Raw genomic sequence first — 20992 nt, 5'->3', positions numbered from 1 at the left:
TCTCAGGGGGTACGAGCGCGGGTCAGGCCGCGCAGCCAGACCTCGGTGGCGATGGTCGAGTAGAGGATGGCGTCGCGCAGCCCGGGGGTGGAGGGGCGCTCGGCGAGCCGGCGCAGCGCGTTCCCGTCGACCAGGCCGAGCCGCTCCAGCCGGGAGTCCTCCCACAGCGCCATCAGGTCGGCGCGGTGCCGGCGCAGCCCTTCGGCGGCGTCCATGGAGGCGGCGGCCTTGTTGGTACGTCGCAGGCACGCCTCGGGCACGACGTCTCGCATGGCGGCGGTGAGCAGCGGCTTGTACCGCCAGGGCGACACGCGTTCGCTCGGTCGTACGGCAAGGCACGCCTCGATGACGCGGTCGTCGAGGAACGGCGAGGCCATCGGCAGCCCGGCTCTCGCGGCCATGCGGTCCCACTGGCGGATGATGCGGGTGCAGGAGCGGATCTGCTCCAGGTCGGCGTGCAGCCCGCGGTCCGGGTGCAGCGGTGTGGCGGTCGTGGCCGCCTCGCGCAGCGCCCTGCGCGCGGCCCGTTCGGCGTCGGGGGTGACCCAGTCGAACAGGCGTGGGGGCATTCCCCAGCCGAGGCTCGTGGTGACGGTGGCGGGGACCGGGTCACGCAGGCGCCCTGCCGCGTCGGCCAGCCATGTGCCGTAGGGGCGGGAGTCGGCCAGGGCGCCGAGCGTGTCGCGGAGCGGCCACTGCCACAGGGCCCGGAAGCCGCGTAGCTGTCGCAGCGCGAACAGCGGCCGGGTGCGCGCCAGTCGGTGGTAGTACGCCTCGGAGCACCAGGCCACGTGGTCGCCGCCGATGCCGGTGAGATGGAGCCTGCTGCCCCGCTCGGCGAGGCCCGGCAGATGGTGCAGGACCCGGGAGCGGTCCATGACGCCGATGGTGGGTTCGTCCAGCAGGTCGTCGATGGAGAGCAGTTCGTCGTACACCAGCGGCGAGGCGTCGGCGTCCCACACCACGTGCTCCACGTCCGGCAGATGCCTCATCGCCTGCTCGGCCCAGTGCAGGTCGGTGTCGGCCGGATCGCGCCCCGGCCAGGTGCTGGCCACCACGCGGGCGGCCGAGCGGTCGGCCAGGAAGCAGACGGACGTGGAGTCCAGTCCGCCGGACAGGTCGCAGCTGACCACGCCGCCTCGGCTGGTACGGGCGTCGACGGCGGCGGTGAGGACCTCCCGGACCGACGGGGCACCGTCGGCGAGCGGGCGGACCGGCTCCGGTGGCGTCCACCAGCGCGCGTGGCGGGCACTGTGCCCGTCCGCCCCGATGAGCAGCGCGTCCTGCGGTGGGACGGCGGTGACCTCGCGCCAGAGGGACGTCTCGAACAGCGGGTAGGGAACCGGCCACAGCAGCCGGACCGCCAACTGCTCCGCGTCGGGCTCCGCGTCGAGCGCGTGGGCGAGCAGGTCGGCGCGGGTGGCGGCCACCCGCACGCCGTTCACCTGGGCGTGGAAGACGAGCCGGAGCCCGGACGCGGTGCCCTGCACCCTGAGTCGGCCGTCGAGAGCGGCGACGAGGTGGAAGCTTCCGGGGAGGGACCGGGCCAGTGCGCCGACCTCGGCGGGATCGCGCAACCGTGCCGCGTGGCGCCGCAGTTCGGTGGCGTCGATCGGGCAGCAGCCGATGACGGCCAGTGCCGCGTGGCCGGCGCGCGCGGTGACGATCTCCTCGTCGGCCCACCGGCCGACCAGCCAGGGCCGGCCGGAGGCGTGGGCCAGGGTCCGTGTTCCGGGGCGGGCGAAGGAGCAGGCCACGGCGGCCGCGTCCGCACGGTCGGTGAAGACCGCGAAGTCCGCGTCGCCGGGACCCGTCCCCGCACTTGTGTGCGGTTGCGTCATGACGTCAGGTCAGGGACCGTCGGCCGTCAGTTCTTGCTCAGGATGAGACGGTCGTTGCCGGAGCTCTGCAGGAGCCCGGTCTTCTTGCGGAAGGTCCCGAGTCGGACCAGCGTCGGCGCTTCGTAGGCCTTCTTCATGATCTCTCCTCTGCTCGGTCTCGCGACCGCTTCCTGCCGGCGCACAGAGCAGCGAGTGCGCTGGTGGCGTGCACGGGGCTCATCCGAAGCCCGGGGCGGAAGCGGGCGCATCACCTAGCTATCTGCACAGCCGTATGCCGGCACAAGACCGCCCAAGAGAGTGTGATTGTATGCAAATTGCACATGACGTCGGAAAATTCAGCCGAGCGACGAGTTGGTCAAAAGTTCCACCATCGATGGCACACGCAGGCACACACGCTCGAAAGAACGCTTCCACCAGTGCGTCGACCCCGTACGCGGATCCGTTCCCCCCGCCTCGACGACGGGACCCTGAAGGGAGCCGCCGGGGCGCACTCCGCTCGGCGCATGCTCCATTTGGGCGGTGACCGAGGAGCGCACTTCTCGGCAACGGGGCCTCTCCCCCTACGAGTCCGCGAAGACCTCGCACACGACCCCGAAAACACCGCGGCGCCCGAGCCGACCGAAGCCGACCCGAGCGCCGCGTAGCAGGTCAGAGGGGGTAACCCCCACCCGCGAACCGTAGGCCCTGTGGGACTCGAACCCACAACCAATGGATTAAAAGTCCTGGCCATGGCGTGATGGGTGATTCCGGACGGTGCTTCGAGATCCGGAACCACCAGGTCAGAGCACGTTCAGGCTCCCGGGCGATCTACCTCGTGACGGCTCGTGCTGCACCGTCCGCTCACGCATCGCTCACGCAAGAGAGGCTGATGACCAGTGCATTTGCTCCATTTGGCGCGGCTCTACTTGCCGAGCAGACTCATCAAGTACGGCGCCGACGGCGGCCGGGATCGCGCGTGACCTCCGCGTGCGGAGCAGACGCTAGGCCCTTCCACCGTGATGTCAAATCGCCGGTTGACCTCCGCGAGCGCGGAGCGGAGGATGCGATCGGAGTGTGTCTCGAAGCTGGCATCGGGTGACCTCCGCTGGCGCAGAGCGGACTACAGGTGGGACATCAACCAGACCGGCTGGGCCGGGTGACCTCCGCGGGCGCGGAGCAGACAGCGCCCGCGACACCGACATAGTTGCGGAAGCCAGGCGACCTCTGCGGGAGCGGAGCAAACGAGAAGCGCTGGGCGGCGTGGCGTACCTGCAGGTGTGGAGCAGCCCCTGCCTTTTCCGTGTTCGCAGTAATGCCCAACGGGTGACCTCTGCTGCTGAGCAGACGCCTTGATGTCCGGCGTGGGGTCGGCGAAGTACGGTTGACCTCTGCGGGGGCGGAGCAGACTTCGGCGCCCAGTAGGGCAGTTCCGGCACCGCACGGTGACCTCTGCAGATGCGGAACAGACCAGCTCGTCCAACCGCCCTCCCTCGTCGACGGCGGGTGACCTCTGCGGGAGCGGAGCCCACCTGTGCCACACCGCCTCAACTATCAGCGTCCGCAGAGAACCTCGACCAAGAGGCGGAGCGGGCTTGATGAAGTGCTTCGCGAAATAGGCGTACATCGGGTGGCCTCCGCGCGTGTGGAGCTGACGCCGACAGCGAGATGCTGGAGTACGGGGTCGACGGGTGACCGCCGCGGACGCGGAGCTGACCTCTGGATTCGGGATCTTCACCCCACCGATCCCGAGTTACCTCCGCGGCTCGGAGCATACGCAGCCACGTGCGGAAACCGGCATGGTGGGCACCTCCACAGGTGCGGAGCGAACACGAACAGCGGAGTCCACTTCGAGACGGCCCGCGAGTAACCTCCGCAGGTGCAGAGCGGACGACGACCAGCTCAGCAGCGTGACTTCGCCTTCCGAGTGGCCTCTGCGAGTGCGAAGCGAACAGCCCCGGTTGGTACGGCGGGGCCCTCTGGGTTGGGTGACCTCCGCAGAGCGGAGCAGGCGACGACATGTACGTTCTCCACTGGCTCGATGACGGGTGACCTCTGCGAGTGTGGAGCCGGCATGGGGGGGCGTTCGCGAAGGCGCCGGACCCCAGGTGATTTTCGCTAGTGCAGAGCAAACCAGATGATCTAGGGCGAAACACGGGCGAGAACGGGTGACCTCTGCGGGGGCAGAGTAGACCACTTGGAGCCACAGACTCGGCCGTTGGCGGCCGAGTGACCTCTGCAGGTGCGGAGCAGACTGGATGATCGACATCCTCTACGTCGCGGCGATCGAGTGGCCTCTGCGGGGGTAGAGCAGATCGGCGCATGGCGTCCATCTTCCAGAAGTCGTGCGGGTGACCTCGCCGTTGCGGAGCAGACTCGTTGGGGACCTCACTGTAGGCCGTCAGCTTCGGTTGACCTCCGCGGGCTCGGAGCAGACCAGTGCTTAATGATCAGCCCAGCGATCGTCCAGGGGTGACCTCTGCGGGTGCGGAGCGGACGCGATCATGTGCTCGCGTATCTGCTCGTACGCCGGGTGACCTCCGCGAGTGCGGAGCGGACGTAGGCAGCCTGTCGCCTTTCTCGTTGTTGCACGGGTGACCTCCGCGAGTGCGGAGCGGACTCCCGGACGACCAGGTCGTGAGCGAGCAGGACGGGTGATCTCCTCGGGTGTGGAGCGGACGACCTCGCCAAGTCGTCCGGCCTGTTCGGCGGAGGGTGGCCTCCGCAGCTGCGGAGCAGCATGGGGAAGGCGTGCGCGAAGGCGCCGAACCCCGGGTGACCTCTGCGGGTGCGGAGCAGACGACGAATTCGGGGTCGTGAAGCCCACGTTCAACGGGTGACTTCCGCACGTGCGGAGCAGACATGTGCCATGTGTCTTCCACGATCAACGTCCGCAGGTAACCTCCGCTGCTACGAAGCAGACTGCGGCCACCTCATGGTCGTTCGAACGAAGGTCACGTCCGCTGAGGTGGTGTATCGATGGGCTTGATCCGCTTTGACGGACATTCGAGATCAGGGGTTCAGCCCCGAGAGCATGTCCGTCAAAGCGGATCAAGCCCAGGTGACCTCTGCGGATGCGAAGCTGGCAGCCGAGGCATCCGTAGCCACAAGCTGAGAGTAGCCTCCGCAACACGAAGCGGATCCACTGATGCCGACGGCCTGACCCGTCGGGTCGGAGCCACCTCTGCGGACGCAGAGCGGGCAGACTGGCCGTGCAGCACTGCACGGAAATCACCGGGCGACCTCCACGCGTGCGGAGCAATTGCCTGCAGGACCAATGAGGGAAACCGGCCTACTGGGTGACCCCTCCGGGTGCAGAGCAGACCTCGACGCTGACAGTTTCTGCCCGGGCAACTGCGGGTCACTTCTGCGGGTGCGGAGTGGACACACCGTTCTCCAGGCTGAAAACGTTCGCGTCCGGGTGACCTCCGCGAGTACGAAGCGGACTCATTGGGGACCTCGGCGTACGCGGTCAACTTCGGGTGACCTCTGCAGGTGCGGAGCAGACACGTCCCCCGACTGGCGCGCCGACGCGTGGTACGGGTGACCTCTGCGAGTGCGGAGCAGACCTTATTGACCTGCACAGGCAAGTCGGCTTTGCCATTTTGTTATCAAGGTGCGTGGCTCAGGGCCGGGGACCAGCCTGGTTACTGGCGTACGAGGCCGTTCTGTGGGTCGAGGCTGATGGCTCTTCCTGCTGCCCGGTAGGGGTTGATGGCGGTGCGTGTGACCGGGTGGGGGAGCAGGATGAGGTCGCGTAGGCCGGGAATGTGGGACCAGTTGTCGGGGGTGTGAGTGGCGGGGCCACGGCCGGTGAGCCATTGGCGGTTGACGGGGATGGTGGTCTGCATCAGTTCTCTGATGGTGTGGCGGTCGTTGGGGTCGATGTGCTGTGGCAGGGCGGTTCGGGGGGTGTGGTGGGTGGGGTGGAGCCAGTGGTTGCCGTCGGGCGTGAGGTAGGTGGGCAGGATACGGATGCTGTCGGCTCCGAGGCGGGTGGTGATCTGGTCGGGGTGTTCATCGGTGTTGGTGAGGGGGTGCAGGTCGCGGACGGCTGCCGGGGCGGGGATGGCGGTGAGGTGAGCTGTGGCGGCGCGTTGGGTGTCGTCGGCGAGGCGGGCGGTGTCGTCGGCGCCCGCGAACTCGGGTCCGTAGACCTGGTCGACGAGGCGTTGGACGTCTTGGGGGACGTTGACCGGTTCGCCGTCGAGGGTGGTGAGGAGGTCGCGGGTGCGGCGTAGGAGGGAGGCCGGGTAGACGTCTCCCCAGGCAGGCGGGGGGAGTTGGCCGGAGGGGATGAGGACGGCCAGGCGGGGTGTGTTCGCCCAGGTGGGGCGGTCGGTGCGGGGGTGGCGGTGGCCGCGGCCGGCTCGCTGGAGGAGGAGGGCGAGTGGGGCGAGGTCGCTGATGACGAGGTCGAAATCGACGTCGAGTGACTGTTCGGCGACCTGCGTGGTGATCACGACGAATGGCCGGTTGGGGCGTTTGCCGTTGGGGCCGGTCCATCGTTGGAGGCGGCGGGTGATTGCGGTGCGCTGCCGGGCGGGCATCCGGGCGTGGAGGATCCGTACGAGGGGCCGGTCGGTGCTGGTTGCCCAGGTGGTGTCGAGGAGGTCGCGGGTGGCTTGGGCGTCGGCGACGGTGTTGCAGATGATCAACGCGCAGCCCTTGTGGGCCTGTTCGAGGGGGGCGAGGAGGTTGAGGACGGCGCGGGCGCGGCCTCGTGCGCGGTCCGGGTTGTGGGTGTGGGTGCAGGTGATGGTGTCGATGGTGAGCGGGTGGGCTCGGTTGGAGCCGAGGGTGGGTGAGGTGGTGATGGTTCCGGTGGTGTGGTCGGTGTGGGTCCAGCCGGGGTAGCTGGGGTTGATCGGTGGGGTGTCGTGGTGTCCGGCGCCGCGGCGGTAGGCGTGGATGAGGGCTGCGGCGGTGTCGCCGGTGACGGTGGCGGACAGCAGGACGACGGGGACGCCGAGTGCGCCGAGCCATTCGAGCAGGCGCAGGGTCAGCGCGTGGCCGTGGGCGTCGTAGGCGTGGACCTCGTCGATGATGACGGTCTTTCCGGACAGGCCGAGCCAGCGCAGGGCCATGAACCGGTGCGGGAGGACGGCGAGGGCGGCCTGGTCCCAGGTGCCGACGGCGATGCCGGCGAGGAAGCCGCGGTGGCGGCCGCGCAGCCATTCGGCCACGATGTCCGGGCTGCTGGTCGCGGTGACGAGCTGGTCAGGGGTGTAGTCGGCGTCCAGCCAGGCCATCGCGTGCAGCAGCGTGATGGGAGGCGGAGTACGGCAGTTGGCGCGGGTGTACGCGCGGACGCGGGCCCACATGGCGTCGGTGGTGGCCATGGTCGGCAGCAGGAAAGCCAGGCCCTTGGTGCCGGCAGACGGCCCCATGACGCGTTCGGCGAACAGGGCACATTCGGTTTTGCCCTCGCCGGGCGGAGCGGTGATCAGCAGTAGTCCGGGGCCGTTCTTCGCCAGGGCTGGGAGGGACTGGGCGAGGCTGGTCTGAAGGGGGTGCGGGGTCTTGCCGCGCAGGTGGGGGAAGAGGTTGCGAAAGCTGCGGGTGCGTCGCCAGGTGGGTGGGACGAGTTGGGCTTCGCGCAGTGTCTTGGGAGCGGCGCGGCGGGCGCGTCGTGCGTGGGCGTGCCAGTCGTGGGTGCGGTCGCGGTCCCAGCGGCGCTGGCGGGCGCGGATCCAGGGCAGTTGGGAGACGAGCCAGTCGGCCAGGATCACCAGGCCGGTGGTGACCGCTGCGGCGGGGCCGGTGGCCGGGCGGGTGGGCCAGGTGGGGGTGCCGAAGAGGTCGTGGATGAGGTACATGAGGTGTTCGCGCTGCTCGTCCCACGCCTTCTCCCCCAAGCCGGGTGCGGCGGCGAGCGGGCAGGTGAGTTCGCTGCCCTGATGGGAGAGGGCGATCGGGTAGGTGCCGTGGTGGCCGCCGAGGAGCTGGCCGATCTGGTGGGCCGCACCGCGGGTGGGACGGCCATTGAGCGGCAGACGGTGCAGGCGGTGCAGGAGTTCCGGCAGGACAAGGTGGGTAGCCCGCTGGTGGCTCGGACTGCTGATGTTGGCGAGTGCGGGTTCGTATCCGGGTTCTCCGGTGAGCGGACCGGCGCCCGGCACGCAGCCCTGGAAGCCGGGAGTGATCTTGCCGAGGTCGTGGAGGCCGGCAAGGCAGATGACGAAGGTGCGGGCCTCGGGCTCGGTCAGTCCCCAGCCGTCGGCGATGACCGTGCGCTGGCGGGGGGTGAGGTAGCGGTCCCACAAGGCTGCCGCCATCACGGCGGCGTCGATGGCGTGGCAGCCCAGCGGATACGGGTGGGTAAGACCGCGTTCCTTGCCCCACAGCCGGGGCTCGAACGGAGCGGACACGCGCCCTGATTCCTTTCGTACGGACGGGCCACCCGGCCCCGGCGTCGGCCGGGGCCGGGTGGCAAGGACGGTGGGGGTCAGGGGCGGTAGGGGGCGATGGACAGCAGGCCCAGGCCGTAGGCGCGGCCCTGGCCGATGCCGGTGGTGATCGCGGTGCGCAGGGCCTCGGGGTCGGTGACGGTGGCGACGCCCTCGAAGCGCATGGCACGCAACCGGATCCCCTTGGCATCAGTGCGAGAGCCGAGCACGTCGGGCTGCGGGAGGTCGAGGACGAGTTGGTTGGCCAGTCCCGCCCGGCCGGCTTGGCGCTCCCACCAGGCCAGGGCATCCTCGCCCGAGACGGGCACGCGCCTGCCGCGCCGGGCACCGGGCACCGGCACGCTCTTGATCGGGTTGGCGTCGATCCGGAACCGCACGACGCGGCCTTCGTCCACCCAGTTGAGCAGCGGGCCCAGGTCGCGGTATTCGACCTGGCTGGCGTAGCCGGAGGGCAGGGCGTTGCGGTTGATGGGCAGCGTGGACTGGATCAGCAGCAGCGCACCGGCCTGCTCGCGCTCGATGCGGTAGAGGGTGTTCGTGGCCGTCCTGGGGGCGGGTCCGAGGGCGTCGGGGAACAGGGCCTGGACGGTGGTGTGCAGGCGGGTGGCGTCCTTGAGGTCACGGTGGACGTCCCGGCTGCGGGCCTCAAGGTGGAGCCGGGCCAGGTGCACCGTCTGGGTGACGGCCGTCGGGGTGGTGGTCATGCGGCGGCTGCCTCTCGGTAATCAGTCAGTGCGGTGAGCCAGTCAGTGCCCCGGCCCGCGTCGTCGGCGTCGGGCAGCGGGCGTTGCCGCTCCCACACGGGGCGGCCCGTGAAGTGGCGGTGCGGGCCGGGCTGGTCGCGGATCTCCGTGTCCGGCAGGGCTCCGGGCTCGGGGGCGGCGTCGTAGAGGAACGTCACCGGCTCTCGGGCGCCGTACCGCGCTGGGGTGCGGTGCAGCGGCAGACGGTCGAGTTCGGCCACCGGGTCGCTCACGTCGGACCGGATGAGGATCGGGGTGTCCGGAACACAGGAACGGCGCCCCAGGTACGGGGCGAACCGGGGACGCTGGAGGGCCTGGGTGCACGGGGCGAGCGTGGGCCGGGGGCCGGTGACGGCGACGGTGAAGGCGGCGTCGGTCAGGTACTGGCGCTGGGTGAGGATGGTGCCCTCCCTCAGCTTGCGGAACTTGCCGTCGGCGGTGGGCGGGGTGAGATGGCGGGGGTAGCCGCCGCCGACGGTGTGGAAGTCCATCTCCCGCTGGCCCGGCCGGTCCACGCGGATGGTGTAGGACAGCTCGGCGAGGTCGGTGTTGTCGCTGTCGCGGGGTCGGCCCAGGCAGCAGGCGAGCAGTCCGGTGAGGCCGGAGCGGGTGGGCCAGCGGTGGGTGGTGCGTACTTCGAAGTCCGCGTCCGAGCCCCAGGACTGCAAGGGTCCGGACAGGTGGAGCAGGAGCCCGCCGCTCACGCCAGCTCCTTGGTGACGGTGTCGCTCACGCGGGCGATCAGCTCGTCCAGGCCGTCGAGGCGGTCGCCCAGCGCGTCGAAGGAATCGTCGGTCAGTCCGCTGTGGGCGTGGGTGATCAGTCCCCCTGTGCCCAGGAAGCGGTGGTGGGCCCGGGCGTGGTCGTTCAGCCGCTGCATGGAGCGGGGCAGGTAGCCCTCGGCGCTGTCGGGCACCGGGGTCTCGTAGGCGCCGACCAGGCTGACCGGGCGGTCCGACCGCAGTGCGGCGTAGGTCAGGTGCGGCACGGTGAACGGGGCGGTGCCGGAGGCTTTGGCCGGCAGGACCGTGGTGATGAAGGCGCGCATGAACTCTGCGAGTACGGCCTGGGCGGTCTGGGTGTCGCCGTCGAGGTTGCGCACAAGTTCGGTGACGTTCAAGGAGGTGTAGCGGTAGAAGGTGGCCGAGGTGTAGCGCTGGTCCCCCATGTGCCCGGCGCCGCGCTCGGTGCCCTCCTCTTCGAGGATGTCGTCGACCGCCGTGAAGTAGTCCAGCTGGGTGCTGGCCGCGTGAGTGCTCAGTCCGTGCGCCATCTGCACCGCGCCGTCCACGATGGAGCCGGACTCGTTGGCGAGCATGCGGCCGAAGGCAGCGACCGAGGCGTTCTTCGACTGAAGGATCGTGAGCACCGCCGCCTTCGGCAGGATCTTGGCCGCGTACCTGGCCAGCGGGCTGCCCTCGCCGACGGCGGGCTCTTCCTCGTCGTCCGCTGCCGGTTCCAGGTCGGCGTCCGCCTTCCTGCGGGTGGTCCTCTTCGCCGCCTTCGCCGCTTCGGCCTCGATGTCGTAGACCGCCTGGGTGATGTCGCCTCGGTGGCCGTCGGCGAGGTCTGCCAGTTCGTCCAGTGCGCTCTCCGGCAGGAACAGCAGGGCGTTGGTGCCACCGGAGTCGGTGATGCCCAGCCCCTTCACCCCGGCCGCCAGAATCAGCATCTGCCCAGCGGCCCGGGCCAGTTCCGGCTGCCAGCCGCGTGCTGCCAGCCGCTTGGCGACGGCCTGTGGCACGCCACGGGTCCGCAACGCCCGGATGCCGACCGCCCTCTCCACAGCCGTACGGGTGTGCCGCTTGCCGTTCTGCGATGAATTGCGGGCGCGCATCACACCGCCGTAGCGCGCGGACTTCGGAGCCCCCTGCCGATCCCTGTTGAGATTGGAGTAGGGGTAGGACTGGATCAGGTGGAGATCGACGTGCAGGTTTCCGGGGCCGAAGTTGATCACTTGGTCTTCTCCTCAGCGGTGCGGATGGTGGGGGTGTGGTAGGCGCGGGCCCATTCGACGCGGACGTCGTCCGCCCACTTCGGCCAGCGGGTCAGATCCCGCAGCAGCACCGGCCACTTGACGGGGATCTGCTGCGAGCGCAGCAGCGAGATCGCGCCGGGAAGCTCTCGGTACAGGTCCTCGCTGCCGAGTTCGGCCAGGTGCGACAGCGCGTCGGCGGCGTTCTCCCGGCGCATCGCGCCCGTGCGTGCGGCGCGGGCGTAGGACCAGCCCAGGTTCTGCCACATCTCCGCCGGTTTCGCAGCGGGCGGGGGGTTCGACTTCGCCGTGCGGGGGTTGGGGGCGTCGTGGACCGCGTACAGACAGGCCACGAGCAGATACGGGAGTTCGGCCTCGCGGGTGGGCGCGTAGGAGGGGATCCCTCCGGCGGGCAGCAGATGCATGTACAGCCGCCACGGGGAGGACAGTTCCTCGGCCAGGCCGTCACGCAAGGCGGCGCGGCCGCCCGGGGTGGCACACGCGCTACGGACGGTGCGCATGAACCGCTCGAACGACTCCAGCGGGTTCTTCTTGACCGACGGGGCGGGCGGGGACTCGGTGGTCACGCGGCCTTCGCCCTCCTTCCGGGAGTCCGGGGGTGGGTGAGCTGGGTGCGGGCCTGGGCCACCGGGTGCAACCCCTGCGGGGTGATCGCGGCCGGCCGGGTGATGGCGTCGTAGATCTCCAGGGCCAGGCCGCGAAACCGGGGCACCTCGGCGCTGTCGTGGCTGATCGCCGGCCAGAACAGCGCCTCGGCGCGGTCCCAGTACGCGGCGGTCGCCTCATCCGCCCACGGGCAGGACTTCTCACCGGGCGCCAGGTGCTTCCACACCGTACGAAGAGCCCTGGCCAGATCGGCCGCCGCGCCCTCCGCCGCTCTGCGGGTGTCGGCCACGCGGGCGGCGCGTTGCGGATGCCGGGAAGGAAGGAACGCGGCGATGCTCGCCGGGGTCGTCACGGCGTACCAGTGTTCGTCCTTCTCCTGTTTCTCCTGGTGGCAGCCCAGCGCCCGCACGCGCACCGGCCCCAGCCCGTCAAGGACTTCCTCGGGAAGGTCGGCGAACGCGGACAGCCAAGCCGGAAGAATCTGCCCCTTGACGCCCGCCGCGGCGGGGTTCTTCGCGTGGATGAAGGCGTCGAAATCCCTCAGCAGGGAACGGCGCCAACTCGCCCGCACCGGGCCACCCTTGGCGCGGTCGATGACGAACGGATCCCTGGCCGCGGGCAGATCCGTCCGCGTGGCCCAGGCCACCCAGCAGCCTGTCGTCTCCGCTCCCGTCTCGTCCGCAGACAGCAGGACGTGGTGGGCGCTCCGGCCGGTCAGCAGCGAGACGGGCCCGCACACGGGTGATGGCAGCAGGGGGTCTTCGAGTTCCTCGCGCTCCCACGGCGCGAGATCCTGTGCCGGATCTTCTCCTCCAGTCGGCGGGGGGCACGCCAGGACGAGTGAGGTGAACAGACTGCCGCCCAGCGGGTGGAAAGACACCAGCGCCCGCAATGGCGCGGCCTTCATGTTCTTGGAGTTCACGCCGCCGTGCCGGCGCTGGGCCCCCGTGCCCGACGGGCCGTAGCCGCGCCAGGCGAGCAGCCAGCCCAGGGCCTCGTCCGACGGTACGGGGACATCCTGCGGCGTCCGGTCGAGCCAAGGCTGGTTCGATCCCGACGGCCTCGGCATCACCAGTTTCCCGGGCGGCGCCTGGCGCGAGCACTCCGCCGCAAGACGGGGATCCTGGAGGAACGGCCGGTGCGGATCATAGAGATCGAACCGGTGCCGCCACCGGTCGAAGTACGTGTTCACGGCCCCCGCATCGAACCGGCCCGCCGACAGCAGCGCGTCGAAGCGCTCCTCCCATTCATCCCGGTCGGGCACATCAAGGCCGCCGGCGCGGACCGCGAGCGCGGTCAGAAGGCGCCGCAGCATCGACTCCACCGCCGGGTTCGCCACCTCAAGGTCCGCCACAGCATGAGCGGCCAGAAGTGCCGTGCGCAGACCGACTCCTCGGCGACCACCAGGCTCAGCCCCCGGCACCAAGGCCGCCAACTCCTCGGGATCCGCGTCCCGACGGAACACCAGCGTGACGCACGGCTGGTCAGCCGCGATGAAAGCACGCAAGATCCCCCCTCCTCCCACTCTCGGAAACGCCAACAGCGCCCGAACACCGACGAGTTCACGCATAGTCGCCGACGTCAAGCAGGGAGTGACGCTAAGGGGACGTATGGAACCGGCGCAACCGGAACCTCCGAACTCACCCCAACTGTCAGAGCCGCCCGATACAGTCCAGGTGGACACGCTCTGCACACATAGAGGTAACCCAGGGACGTATGGGGCAAATCTCCGCAATATCTCCCAGCTCCGCATCAGCGGAGACTCACACCCCCGCCCACCCGATCGAGTGACTTAAATGCATGTCCCACGACTGCGATAGGTCACGATCGAAAGAACGGGCTTGTCGTAACGCACAAAATGGCAAAGCACCCCTAACCATGCAGGTCAGCAAGGGTTGGCTCCGCGTCCGCGGAGGTGCCCCGACCTACTCCGCGACCTGGTCGGGCTCGTACGCGTTGGCTCCGCGTCCGCGGAGGTGCCCCGAACTGGGAGTTCAGGTACAGGACGCGGTGCCGGTTGGCTCCGCGTCGCGGAGGTGCCCCGCCAATGGCCCAACTCTGGTAGGCGAGCGCATGGTTGGCTCCGCGTCCGCAGAGGTGCCTCGAGGGGCCGGTGCGTGGCGTAGAGAGTGCGTCCGTTGGCTCCGCGTCCGCGGAGGTACCCCGCGGGAGCAGGTGCGCCAGCTCGGCAACGCGGTGTTCGCTCCGCGCCCGCGAAGGTGCACCGCGCTGCGCCCACAACGACTTGAGCGTGCCGTCGTTGGCTCCGCGCCTGCGGAGGTCACCCGGTGGTGAACGCCCGCGTGAGAGGGTCGATTTGGTCTGCTCCGCACCCGCGGAAGTCGCCCACACTGATCGACGATCAAGGCCAAGACCGTCGCGTTCGCTTCGCATCCGCGGAGGTCACCCGTCCTTGGAGTCCTGGCCAGAACATGAGGTTGGTTCCGGACGCTTTCCCCACGTCCGGAACCGCCTGGTCAGGAGCACCTCCCCGCACATCAGGCTTCGGTGCATGACGGCTCCTGCCGAACCGTCCGCTCACGCAGAGCACCCCGCATGAACTGCACCGGAACACTCTGGACAGGCCGCACTTGCGGATCCATCCAAGATCACAAAAAGTAGGCCCAACCCTACAGACACCGGCCCGTTCGACGGTCAGCCTGGGCGCATCGACTCAGCCTCGTTTCTGTGACGCGGATCTTCAAGATCAGCAAATGCATCAACTGTGATGCGGACACGCGCCTTCACGGCGGCGAGTCTTGTACGCGGCGCCTCAAAGAGGCTCGGCTCGTTCAGTTCAGCCGCATGTCTGCCTGATCGCGTGGGCGAATCCGAGGGTGATCACGAAATGTACCTAGCGTGGTACAGACTTCGCGGCGCGAGGCGGAGAGGCTGGTGCCCGAGGTGAGGAGCAGCCAATGAGCGGGCTCGCGGTGGAATTCGAAGTCATTGCTGCCATTTGTGCCGCGAGGGTTCTGATTCGCCAACTCCGAGGGCTGTTGGTGGACATCGGTAACGCAATCCGCGCTTGGCGATCCGTGCGCGACGCCTTGCAGAACGAGCAGGAGGAACACCACGGCTGATCTCTGCGCTCGCTCCGACTTGGAGGCGGGCGGTCGGCACCAAGCCAGGGCGTTCGGCAGTCGCGCCGCTGCCACCACTGGGTTGGATCTCTGCGGCTGGCCTGGCGACAAAAGGGCGCGGCGTTCCGTTCGGAACGGAGTGGTGGCAGGGGCCTTCCTGGCCTGATCGCGCTTCTGAAGCGGTATCCGCCGGTCGTACAGCGGGGTGCCTCGTGGCGGCGGGCCAGTTGCTACGGGAGCGAACGGCGCACTCTGGTGCGGTGGATGCCCATTGCGCTCGTTACAGTGAGTTCGCGATCGCCCACACTTGACTACTCCGGCCGTTTACGCAACGAGAGCGGGCCACGCAAGAGAGGGGAATACGCGCATGATTCAACGCCTGGCCATGGCTTCGGCACGCTCTCCGCCGTGACATTAGCGTTGACGCGTCTCCCTCTGGAACTTGGCAAGTCGTGGGCTTCTGTGGCCCACTCCGCTCAAAGCAGCCGCCTCAGTTGAAAGCGAGCGCTCGGTAGACATTGCGGACATCCGTCAGGGGTTGGCGGTCGCGGGTGTAGTAGAGCTTATTCGTCAACAGAATTGCCCACCGTCGGCGCCGGGGTGAGATCCACATGCCGGTTCCCGTGAAGCCGTAGTGCACCCAGATGTCGTCGGCTGGATCAGCACCGGGGGCGGGATGCCAGAACAGCCCACGTGCGGGGGCAAGTGAGCCGGTCTGGACACTGAGCGACGCCTCGGACCAGGCAGACCCGAAGCCCGCTCGCTCGGGGACAGCGTTGTCGTTCAACATGTAGCGCAGGAAGCGGGCCAGGTCGTCGAGGACGGTGAAGGCGCCGGCGATGCCGCACACGCCGCCGAGGAGGCGGGCGGAGAAGTCGTGGGCGGTGCCCTTGAGGTGGGTGTTGGTGTCCGGGTCGAGTTCGGTGGGCGCGCACCGGGCGACCGTCGCGGCGGGTAGGGGGCCGAAGCAAGTGGCTTTCATGCCCAGGGGCTGCCAGGTCCGTTCCGTGGCGAGTTGGTCGAGGGGCTGGCCGGAGATGTGTTCGGCGAGGTAGCCGAGGATGAGTGCGGCTCGGTCGGTGTATTCGACGGCCTCGCCCGGTGGGCGGTGGAGGGCTTCGTGCAGTACGCCGTCGCGGATGTCCTGGGGGTCGGTGCCGTACAGGTTCTTCAGTTGGGCCCGTAGCGGGACCCCTGCGGTGTGAGTGAGGAGTTGGCGAGCCGTCACGGCCGCGAGCGGGTGGCCGTCGACCTCCGGCCAGAACTCCCCGAGGGGAGAGTCGAGGTCGAGTTTGCCTTCTTCCCACAGTGCGCCGATGGAGGACCAGACGGCAAGGATCTTGGTGAGGCTCGCGGCGTCGAAGACGGTGTCGGGACGCATCGGAGCGTGCGGTACGTCGGGGTCGAGGACGCCGGTGGTGCCGTGGGCGTGGATGCCAGAGGCGTCGCCGACGGCCCAGACGGCGCCGGGGTAGACCTTGTAGCGGACGCCTTCGTCGAGCAGGGCTTCGATGCGGTCGGTGCGGTACGTCATGGTCTCCCTGTTCGCCGTGGGCATCCCGCCGGTCAGCGTAGTGACGGGCGTGGGTGGGGTGTGGCAATGGCGTGTCGGACGCCAGCTGGTCAGGGTGGTCCTAGGTGAGCTGGCGGCCCACATCGGTCAGGGCCTGCGCGGTGGCGGAGAGCGGGTAACGGGCGGCGTTCGCGTGGCCCGCCCGGCGCAGAGCCGGAAGCAGGCCAGGTGTCGTGCGTAGCCGGTCCAGGTCGCGTGTGAGGGCTGCGGGGCTGGTGAAGTCGGTTGCCACGCCGGAGGCGGCGAGGGCTTCGCTCAGGCCGGGTACGGGTTGGTAGAGGACGGGGAGGCCGCAGGCTTGGGCTTCCAGTGCGACCAGGCCCATGGCCTCCAGAGTGGTGGAGGGCATGACCAGTAGGTCGTGGTTGGTGAAGGTCTTCCACAGCTGTGGGCGGCGGAGCCAGCCGAGGTAGCGGGCTCGTACGTCGGCTCGTTGCAGCAGTAGGGCCAGCGTGTGGAACTGGGCTGGGGGTGCGGCGACGCTCAGTTCAACGCCCGGCACCAAGGCCAGGCTCTTCACCAGGGCCTCGACGCCCTTCTCGGCCGTGAGTCGGCCCGCGTACAGCAGCCGTAGGTGGCTCGTTGGAGAGCGGGCAGGCCGGGCCGGTGGATCGGTGATCAGGTGGTCGGGGATGCCCCAGGGGATGTGGGTGATCTTGCGGCGGTTGACCAGTGGGACGAGTTTGCGGAGTTGGTCGGCCATCGCGCTGGTGGGGACGACGATGGCGTCGACGGCCTTCGTGGTCTCGTGCAGCACTTGGAGCTGGTCGCGGTGGGCCTCGGCGAAGAGCAGGTCGGTGCCGTGGACCAGGGCAATGCGGGGGTGCGCGGGGAGCGCGCGGATCAGGGCGGGGGTGGCGCCGAAGGTGAGGTGCTGCAGGTGCAGGACATCGATCCGGGTCGGGTCGATCGCGGCCGTCAGTGCCGAACGTAGGGCGGCTACGTATCGGCTGAAGGCTGGGCCCTCCAGGCACTTCCCGGGGACTTGGAGGAGGTCGAGGCCGGCCGGAAGGGGAGGTCGAGGGCCTGTGGGGGCGAGCATGAACGCCCGCGCCGGGATGAGCGGTTGCTCGCCCGTGTAGAGGTCGAGGAAGAGTTCGACACTGCCTCCTGGGCTTCCGGCAGGCAGGTCCAGCAGGGTGGCGGCCAGCGGCCCAGCGGTCGGTCGCGGGGTCACCGGACTCCTCCAGGGTTCTCTTCGTAGAGGCGGGAGATGTCGATGCCGTCCGTCGCCGCGTACTTGGCGTCCTGCTGCTGGTAGCTGGCCGGTGTGCCGAAGGCGCTGAGGAAGACGAGCTTGCCGAAGGTCATGCCCGCGTAGATGCGAACCGGCCGGGCGGCATGGATCTCCAGGGTCCAGCGGATGGCATGGCCTTGGTGGCCGAGCGGGGCGGAGACATGGACCCAGATACCGAGTGCGCCGATGGTCCGATCGCCGTTGAGCATCTGCGCGTACGACTCGGAGCCCGTCCTCTCCAGCGTGACGCCGAGGTAGAGAACACCCGGCTTCAGCACCAGGCCCGTCGCGGGGATGGTCTGCTCGGCGCACTCAGTGGGGAGGGCTGCATCCAGATCGCCATCGCAGATACGGATGGTGTCGCCGACTCGCCAGTCGTAGGCGTTCGGGGAGAGGCGGGCAGGGTCGTACGGGTCGATCGTGATCTCACCTGCCTGGATGGCGGCGCTGATCGCGGGGCCGGTGAGGATCACGAGGCGACCGCCTTGAGCCGGGCCGTGTCGCGCCAGTAGGCGGAGGGCTGCGGGCCGACGGCGGCCTGGTACTTGCCCTGGTAGGGGGCGATGGCGCCGGTGGAGACGAAGAACATGATCTGCCCGATACACATGCCCGCGTACACCCGTACAGGGCGAATCGGGGAGAGCATCAGCGTCCACTGGCCGTGGAAGCCGATGTCGCCGATCGGTGCGGTGATCTCGACGAACAGCCCGAGCCTGCCGACGGAGGAGCGGCCGAAGAGCAGCGGTACGTAGGTGTCGGAGCCGACCTGTTCGACGGTGTGTCCGAGGTACAGCTCGCCGGGCCGGAGTACGTATCCGCTCTTCCTGATCGTGATCTCGTGGGTGGGGTTGGGGCGGTGGGCGTCGATCACGGTGTCGGTGTAGGTCAGCAGGGTGGGGCCGAGGCGGACGTTGTAGCTGTTGGGGTTGACCTGATCCGGTTCGAAGGGGGCGATGGTCAGGCGGCCGTCGTGGGCAGCGGCGGTGATCTCGGGTCCGGTGAGGATCATCGCTCGCCTCCTGCGACGGTGGGGTCGGTGTCTGCCAGGGGTGTGGCCAGGACGCTTCGTACGGCTTGGCCGAGCCGTAGTCCGGCCTGATGTGTTCGTCCGCCGAGGTGGCTGTTGGCGAGGTAGCCAGTCGTCAACACGCTGCTCGTGGCTGGGGGCAGAGGAGTGGGAGCCGTGACCAGGGGGCCGACGCGTTCGGTGAGGTGGCCGAGCAGCTTCTCGTGGTCCTGGGCGTGGTCGTCGGAGAGGTGGGCGTGGACGAGTTGGTTGTCGAAGGGCTCGATGGTCAGCAGGTCGCCGAGGGTGAGCACTTCGCCGAGAGGTGTGGAACGCAGGGCGGTCTCGTTGAGGACGACCGCGTCCGCGCCGAGGCCCGAGTGCAGTCGGCCGGCGACCTCTGTCAGCAACTGGTGTCGGTCCAACGGGGTATTGCGGTAGGGCTCGTTCACGTTGCCGAGCGGACTCGCGAGCCTCCGGTCGATGAGTTCAATCTCGTCTCGCACCGTGGCGAGGCCCTCGGGCCACCCGTGCGAGCTGGGGAAGGTGCCCCTGCGGGCGGCCCAGCCGGTTCCGACGGGCTCTGCGGCGGCGTACCCGATGCCGAGTTCGCGTCCTTTGACGACGAGGGTGTCGCCGACGGCTACGGGACCGTACGTGTCGCTGTGGCAGTGCCCGGAGAAGATGACGTCCGCCAAGGGGCAGGCGGCGGCCAGCTTCAGGTCCTCGTCGAAGCCGGAGTGGGACAGCACGATCCAGGTGTCGGCGCGGTGGTGGAGTGCGAGCATCACCTCGCGCAGGGCCTGGGCAGAATCGGTGACGTGGTGACCGATGCGATCGCCGGCGGGAATCGCGTCGAACGCCTGGGCCCCGATCACTGCGGTGACGGCGACGCGTCGGCCGGCGATCTGCTCGATGCGTACGCGGTCGAAGAGGGGCTTGCCAGCGTCGTCAGTCGTGTTGGCGCACACGGTCATCTCGCGCAGCCCCGGCTCGAAATGGTGCCGCCAACCGTGATTCCCGGGGGCCAGCAAGTCGTAGAGGCTGGTGAGGATCTCGTGCTCGATCTGGCCCTGGCCGAGGCGGTAGAAGCCGCTGCCTTCGAAGAAGTCGCCGCAGTCCACGATCAGGCTCTCGGCCCTGGCGGCATGGAGGTGGGCGAGCATCGGTGCGGGGGAGGCGAAGGCGGAGTGGACATCGGTCGTGGCGATGATCCGCCGTAACTGTCGGTTCATGGCGTGACCTCGCAGATGTCGGCGCCGAGGGCGTACAGCTTGGTGGGGAGGTCGGCGTGGCCGCGTCGGAGCTGGTCGAGGCCGCCCAGGGTGGTGACGCCGTGCGCGGTCAGGCCAGCGATGAGCAGGGCGGAGCCGGTGCGGATGTCGGTGGCCTCCACTCCGGCGCCGGTCAACTGCTGCGGACCGGTGAGACGGCACTTGGTGGGGGACAGTTCGTGGATCACGGCACCGAGACGGGCCAGCTGCGGCAGCAGGTTGCCGTGGCGGCCGGGGTTGATGGTGTCGGAGAAGAGGTGGGTGCCGGGGCGGGTGAGGGCCAAGGCCACCAGGGAGGGCTCGAAGTCGGCGTCCAGGCCACTGGGGGCGAGGGAAGCGACAGCTCGAAGTGACCGGCTGGTGGGACGGCTGTCTCGCGCTCGGACGATGAGTACGTCGTCCTCCGTGTCGGCGGGGACTCCGAGCCATCGGAGGGCCCTGACCAAGGGGACGACATCGTCAGCGCGTACGCCGCAGATGCGCGTGTCGCCGCCTGTGACCGCGACCGCGCACGCCAAAGTCCCAGCCTCGATCTTGTCGCCGGGAACCCGCCACACGATGCTCTCCGGAGGAACGGACAAGGACGGCGCGAGAGCGAGAAGCGCCTCGCTCACTCGGCACTGCCAACCAGCCGCCCTCAACGCTTCTACGACAGCGAGCACCTCCGGCGAGAGGTTGGGCATCCCCAGCCGCAGTGGCCGTCCGGCCACGACCGCGCGCAGGAGGGCGGCGATGGTCGCGCCCCGGGAGCGGAAGGGCAGTGTGATCGCGACGGTTCCGGCCCTGGGAGTGCCGGCTGCCTCCACAACGTAGCCGTCGTCGTCGACGGTAGTGCGGTCGCCGAAGTGTTCGTAGACCTTGAAGTGCTGCTCCATGCCGCGTTCCCCGATCCGGCAGCCGCCCGGCCAGGGGAGCCGGGCCCGCCCGTACGTGCCCAGCAGGGCGGGGACGAGGTAGTACGAGGCCCGGATGCGGGCGGCGATGTCGAGGTCGGTCCCGGCTTCGGACTTGTGGCCCGGCAGGATCACTGCGGTCTGCGGGTCGCTGACGGGCCGGGCCGTGTGCCAGCCGGCCTGCTGGAGCAGGGCGAGCATCGTCTGTACGTCGGCGTTCGCCGGGACGTTGCCCAGATGCACTGGGCGGTGCAGAGCCGCCGCGGCGGCCAGGAGCGGCAGGGCTGCGTTCTTGGACCCGTCGACTGTGACGGAGCCGGTGAGAGGGCTCCCGGGTCGGATGGCCACCACTTC

15 protein-coding genes are annotated in these 20992 nt (G+C 69.3%); 1 reads left to right on the top strand and 14 read right to left on the bottom strand.

Annotated features, from left to right (window positions below):
* Nucleotides 1–2: 2 nt before the first annotated feature.
* The 8 genes from HW837_RS42330 to casA all read right to left on the bottom strand — a co-directional run bounded on the left by HW837_RS42330 (nt 3) and on the right by casA (nt 13142).
* The gene (locus HW837_RS42330) at nt 3–1841 is read right to left on the bottom strand and encodes a lasso peptide isopeptide bond-forming cyclase (protein ID WP_193381370.1); all 1839 of its coding nucleotides are present in this window, start codon (nt 1839–1841) and stop codon (nt 3–5) included.
* A 26-nt stretch (nt 1842–1867) separates the two neighbouring features.
* A complete protein-coding gene (locus HW837_RS42325) occupies nt 1868–1978 on the bottom strand; it encodes a keywimysin-related RiPP (protein WP_107050258.1) in 111 nt (36 codons plus the stop codon).
* Between the two features lie 3486 nt (nt 1979–5464).
* Nucleotides 5465–8188: a CRISPR-associated helicase Cas3' gene (gene cas3 / locus HW837_RS42320; protein ID WP_193381369.1), complete on the bottom strand. Its 2724-nt coding sequence runs from the start codon at nt 8186–8188 to the stop codon at nt 5465–5467.
* Nucleotides 8189–8265: 77 nt separating this feature from the next.
* Nucleotides 8266–8931 carry a type I-E CRISPR-associated protein Cas6/Cse3/CasE gene (cas6e, locus tag HW837_RS42315; protein ID WP_193381368.1) on the bottom strand — a complete coding sequence of 222 codons (666 nt, stop codon included), beginning with the start codon at nt 8929–8931 and terminating at the stop codon, nt 8266–8268.
* Nucleotides 8928–9674, bottom strand: a complete 747-nt coding sequence (cas5e, locus tag HW837_RS42310) for a type I-E CRISPR-associated protein Cas5/CasD (protein WP_193381367.1) — start codon at nt 9672–9674, stop codon at nt 8928–8930. The genes cas6e and cas5e overlap by 4 nt, the downstream gene beginning before the upstream one ends.
* Nucleotides 9671–10927: a type I-E CRISPR-associated protein Cas7/Cse4/CasC gene (gene cas7e, locus HW837_RS42305; protein ID WP_193381366.1), complete on the bottom strand. Its 1257-nt coding sequence runs from the start codon at nt 10925–10927 to the stop codon at nt 9671–9673. The genes cas5e and cas7e overlap by 4 nt, the downstream gene beginning before the upstream one ends.
* Nucleotides 10924–11532, bottom strand: coding sequence for a type I-E CRISPR-associated protein Cse2/CasB (gene casB, locus HW837_RS42300; RefSeq protein WP_193381365.1), 609 nt, complete (start codon nt 11530–11532; stop codon nt 10924–10926). The genes cas7e and casB overlap by 4 nt, the downstream gene beginning before the upstream one ends.
* Nucleotides 11529–13142, bottom strand: a complete 1614-nt coding sequence (casA, locus tag HW837_RS42295) for a type I-E CRISPR-associated protein Cse1/CasA (RefSeq protein ID WP_193381364.1) — start codon at nt 13140–13142, stop codon at nt 11529–11531. The genes casB and casA overlap by 4 nt, the downstream gene beginning before the upstream one ends.
* Before the next feature lie 1348 nt (nt 13143–14490).
* On the opposite strand from casA, the gene HW837_RS42290 reads away from it, so the two are divergent.
* Nucleotides 14491–14655, top strand: a complete 165-nt coding sequence (locus tag HW837_RS42290; protein ID WP_193381363.1) for a hypothetical protein — start codon at nt 14491–14493, stop codon at nt 14653–14655.
* Between the two features lie 490 nt (nt 14656–15145).
* Here HW837_RS42290 and HW837_RS42285 read toward each other — a convergent pair whose 3' ends face one another.
* From HW837_RS42285 to HW837_RS42260, 6 genes are all read right to left on the bottom strand, one after another.
* Nucleotides 15146–16189: a serine hydrolase domain-containing protein gene (locus HW837_RS42285; RefSeq protein WP_193381392.1), complete on the bottom strand. Its 1044-nt coding sequence runs from the start codon at nt 16187–16189 to the stop codon at nt 15146–15148.
* Between the two features lie 100 nt (nt 16190–16289).
* Nucleotides 16290–17405: a glycosyltransferase family 4 protein gene (locus tag HW837_RS42280; protein WP_193381362.1), complete on the bottom strand. Its 1116-nt coding sequence runs from the start codon at nt 17403–17405 to the stop codon at nt 16290–16292.
* The gene (locus tag HW837_RS42275) at nt 17402–17938 is read right to left on the bottom strand and encodes a dCTP deaminase (protein ID WP_193381361.1); all 537 of its coding nucleotides are present in this window, start codon (nt 17936–17938) and stop codon (nt 17402–17404) included. Before HW837_RS42275 ends, HW837_RS42280 begins: the two co-directional genes overlap by 4 nt.
* Complete coding sequence (gene dcd, locus HW837_RS42270) at nt 17935–18474, bottom strand: dCTP deaminase (RefSeq protein WP_193381360.1); 540 nt, start codon at nt 18472–18474, stop codon at nt 17935–17937. Before dcd ends, HW837_RS42275 begins: the two co-directional genes overlap by 4 nt.
* Nucleotides 18471–19706: a metallophosphoesterase gene (locus HW837_RS42265; protein WP_193381359.1), complete on the bottom strand. Its 1236-nt coding sequence runs from the start codon at nt 19704–19706 to the stop codon at nt 18471–18473. The genes dcd and HW837_RS42265 overlap by 4 nt, the downstream gene beginning before the upstream one ends.
* Nucleotides 19703–20989: a UDP-N-acetylglucosamine 1-carboxyvinyltransferase gene (locus HW837_RS42260; RefSeq protein WP_193381391.1), complete on the bottom strand. Its 1287-nt coding sequence runs from the start codon at nt 20987–20989 to the stop codon at nt 19703–19705. The genes HW837_RS42265 and HW837_RS42260 overlap by 4 nt, the downstream gene beginning before the upstream one ends.
* Nucleotides 20990–20992 lie beyond the last annotated feature (3 nt).

Origin of the sequence: Streptomyces caniscabiei (assembly GCF_014930365.1) — a bacterium.
GTDB lineage: Bacteria > Actinomycetota > Actinomycetes > Streptomycetales > Streptomycetaceae > Streptomyces > Streptomyces caniscabiei.
The sequence above is the reverse complement of the archived record's forward strand: the minus strand, read 5'-3'. Positions and strand labels throughout refer to the sequence as shown.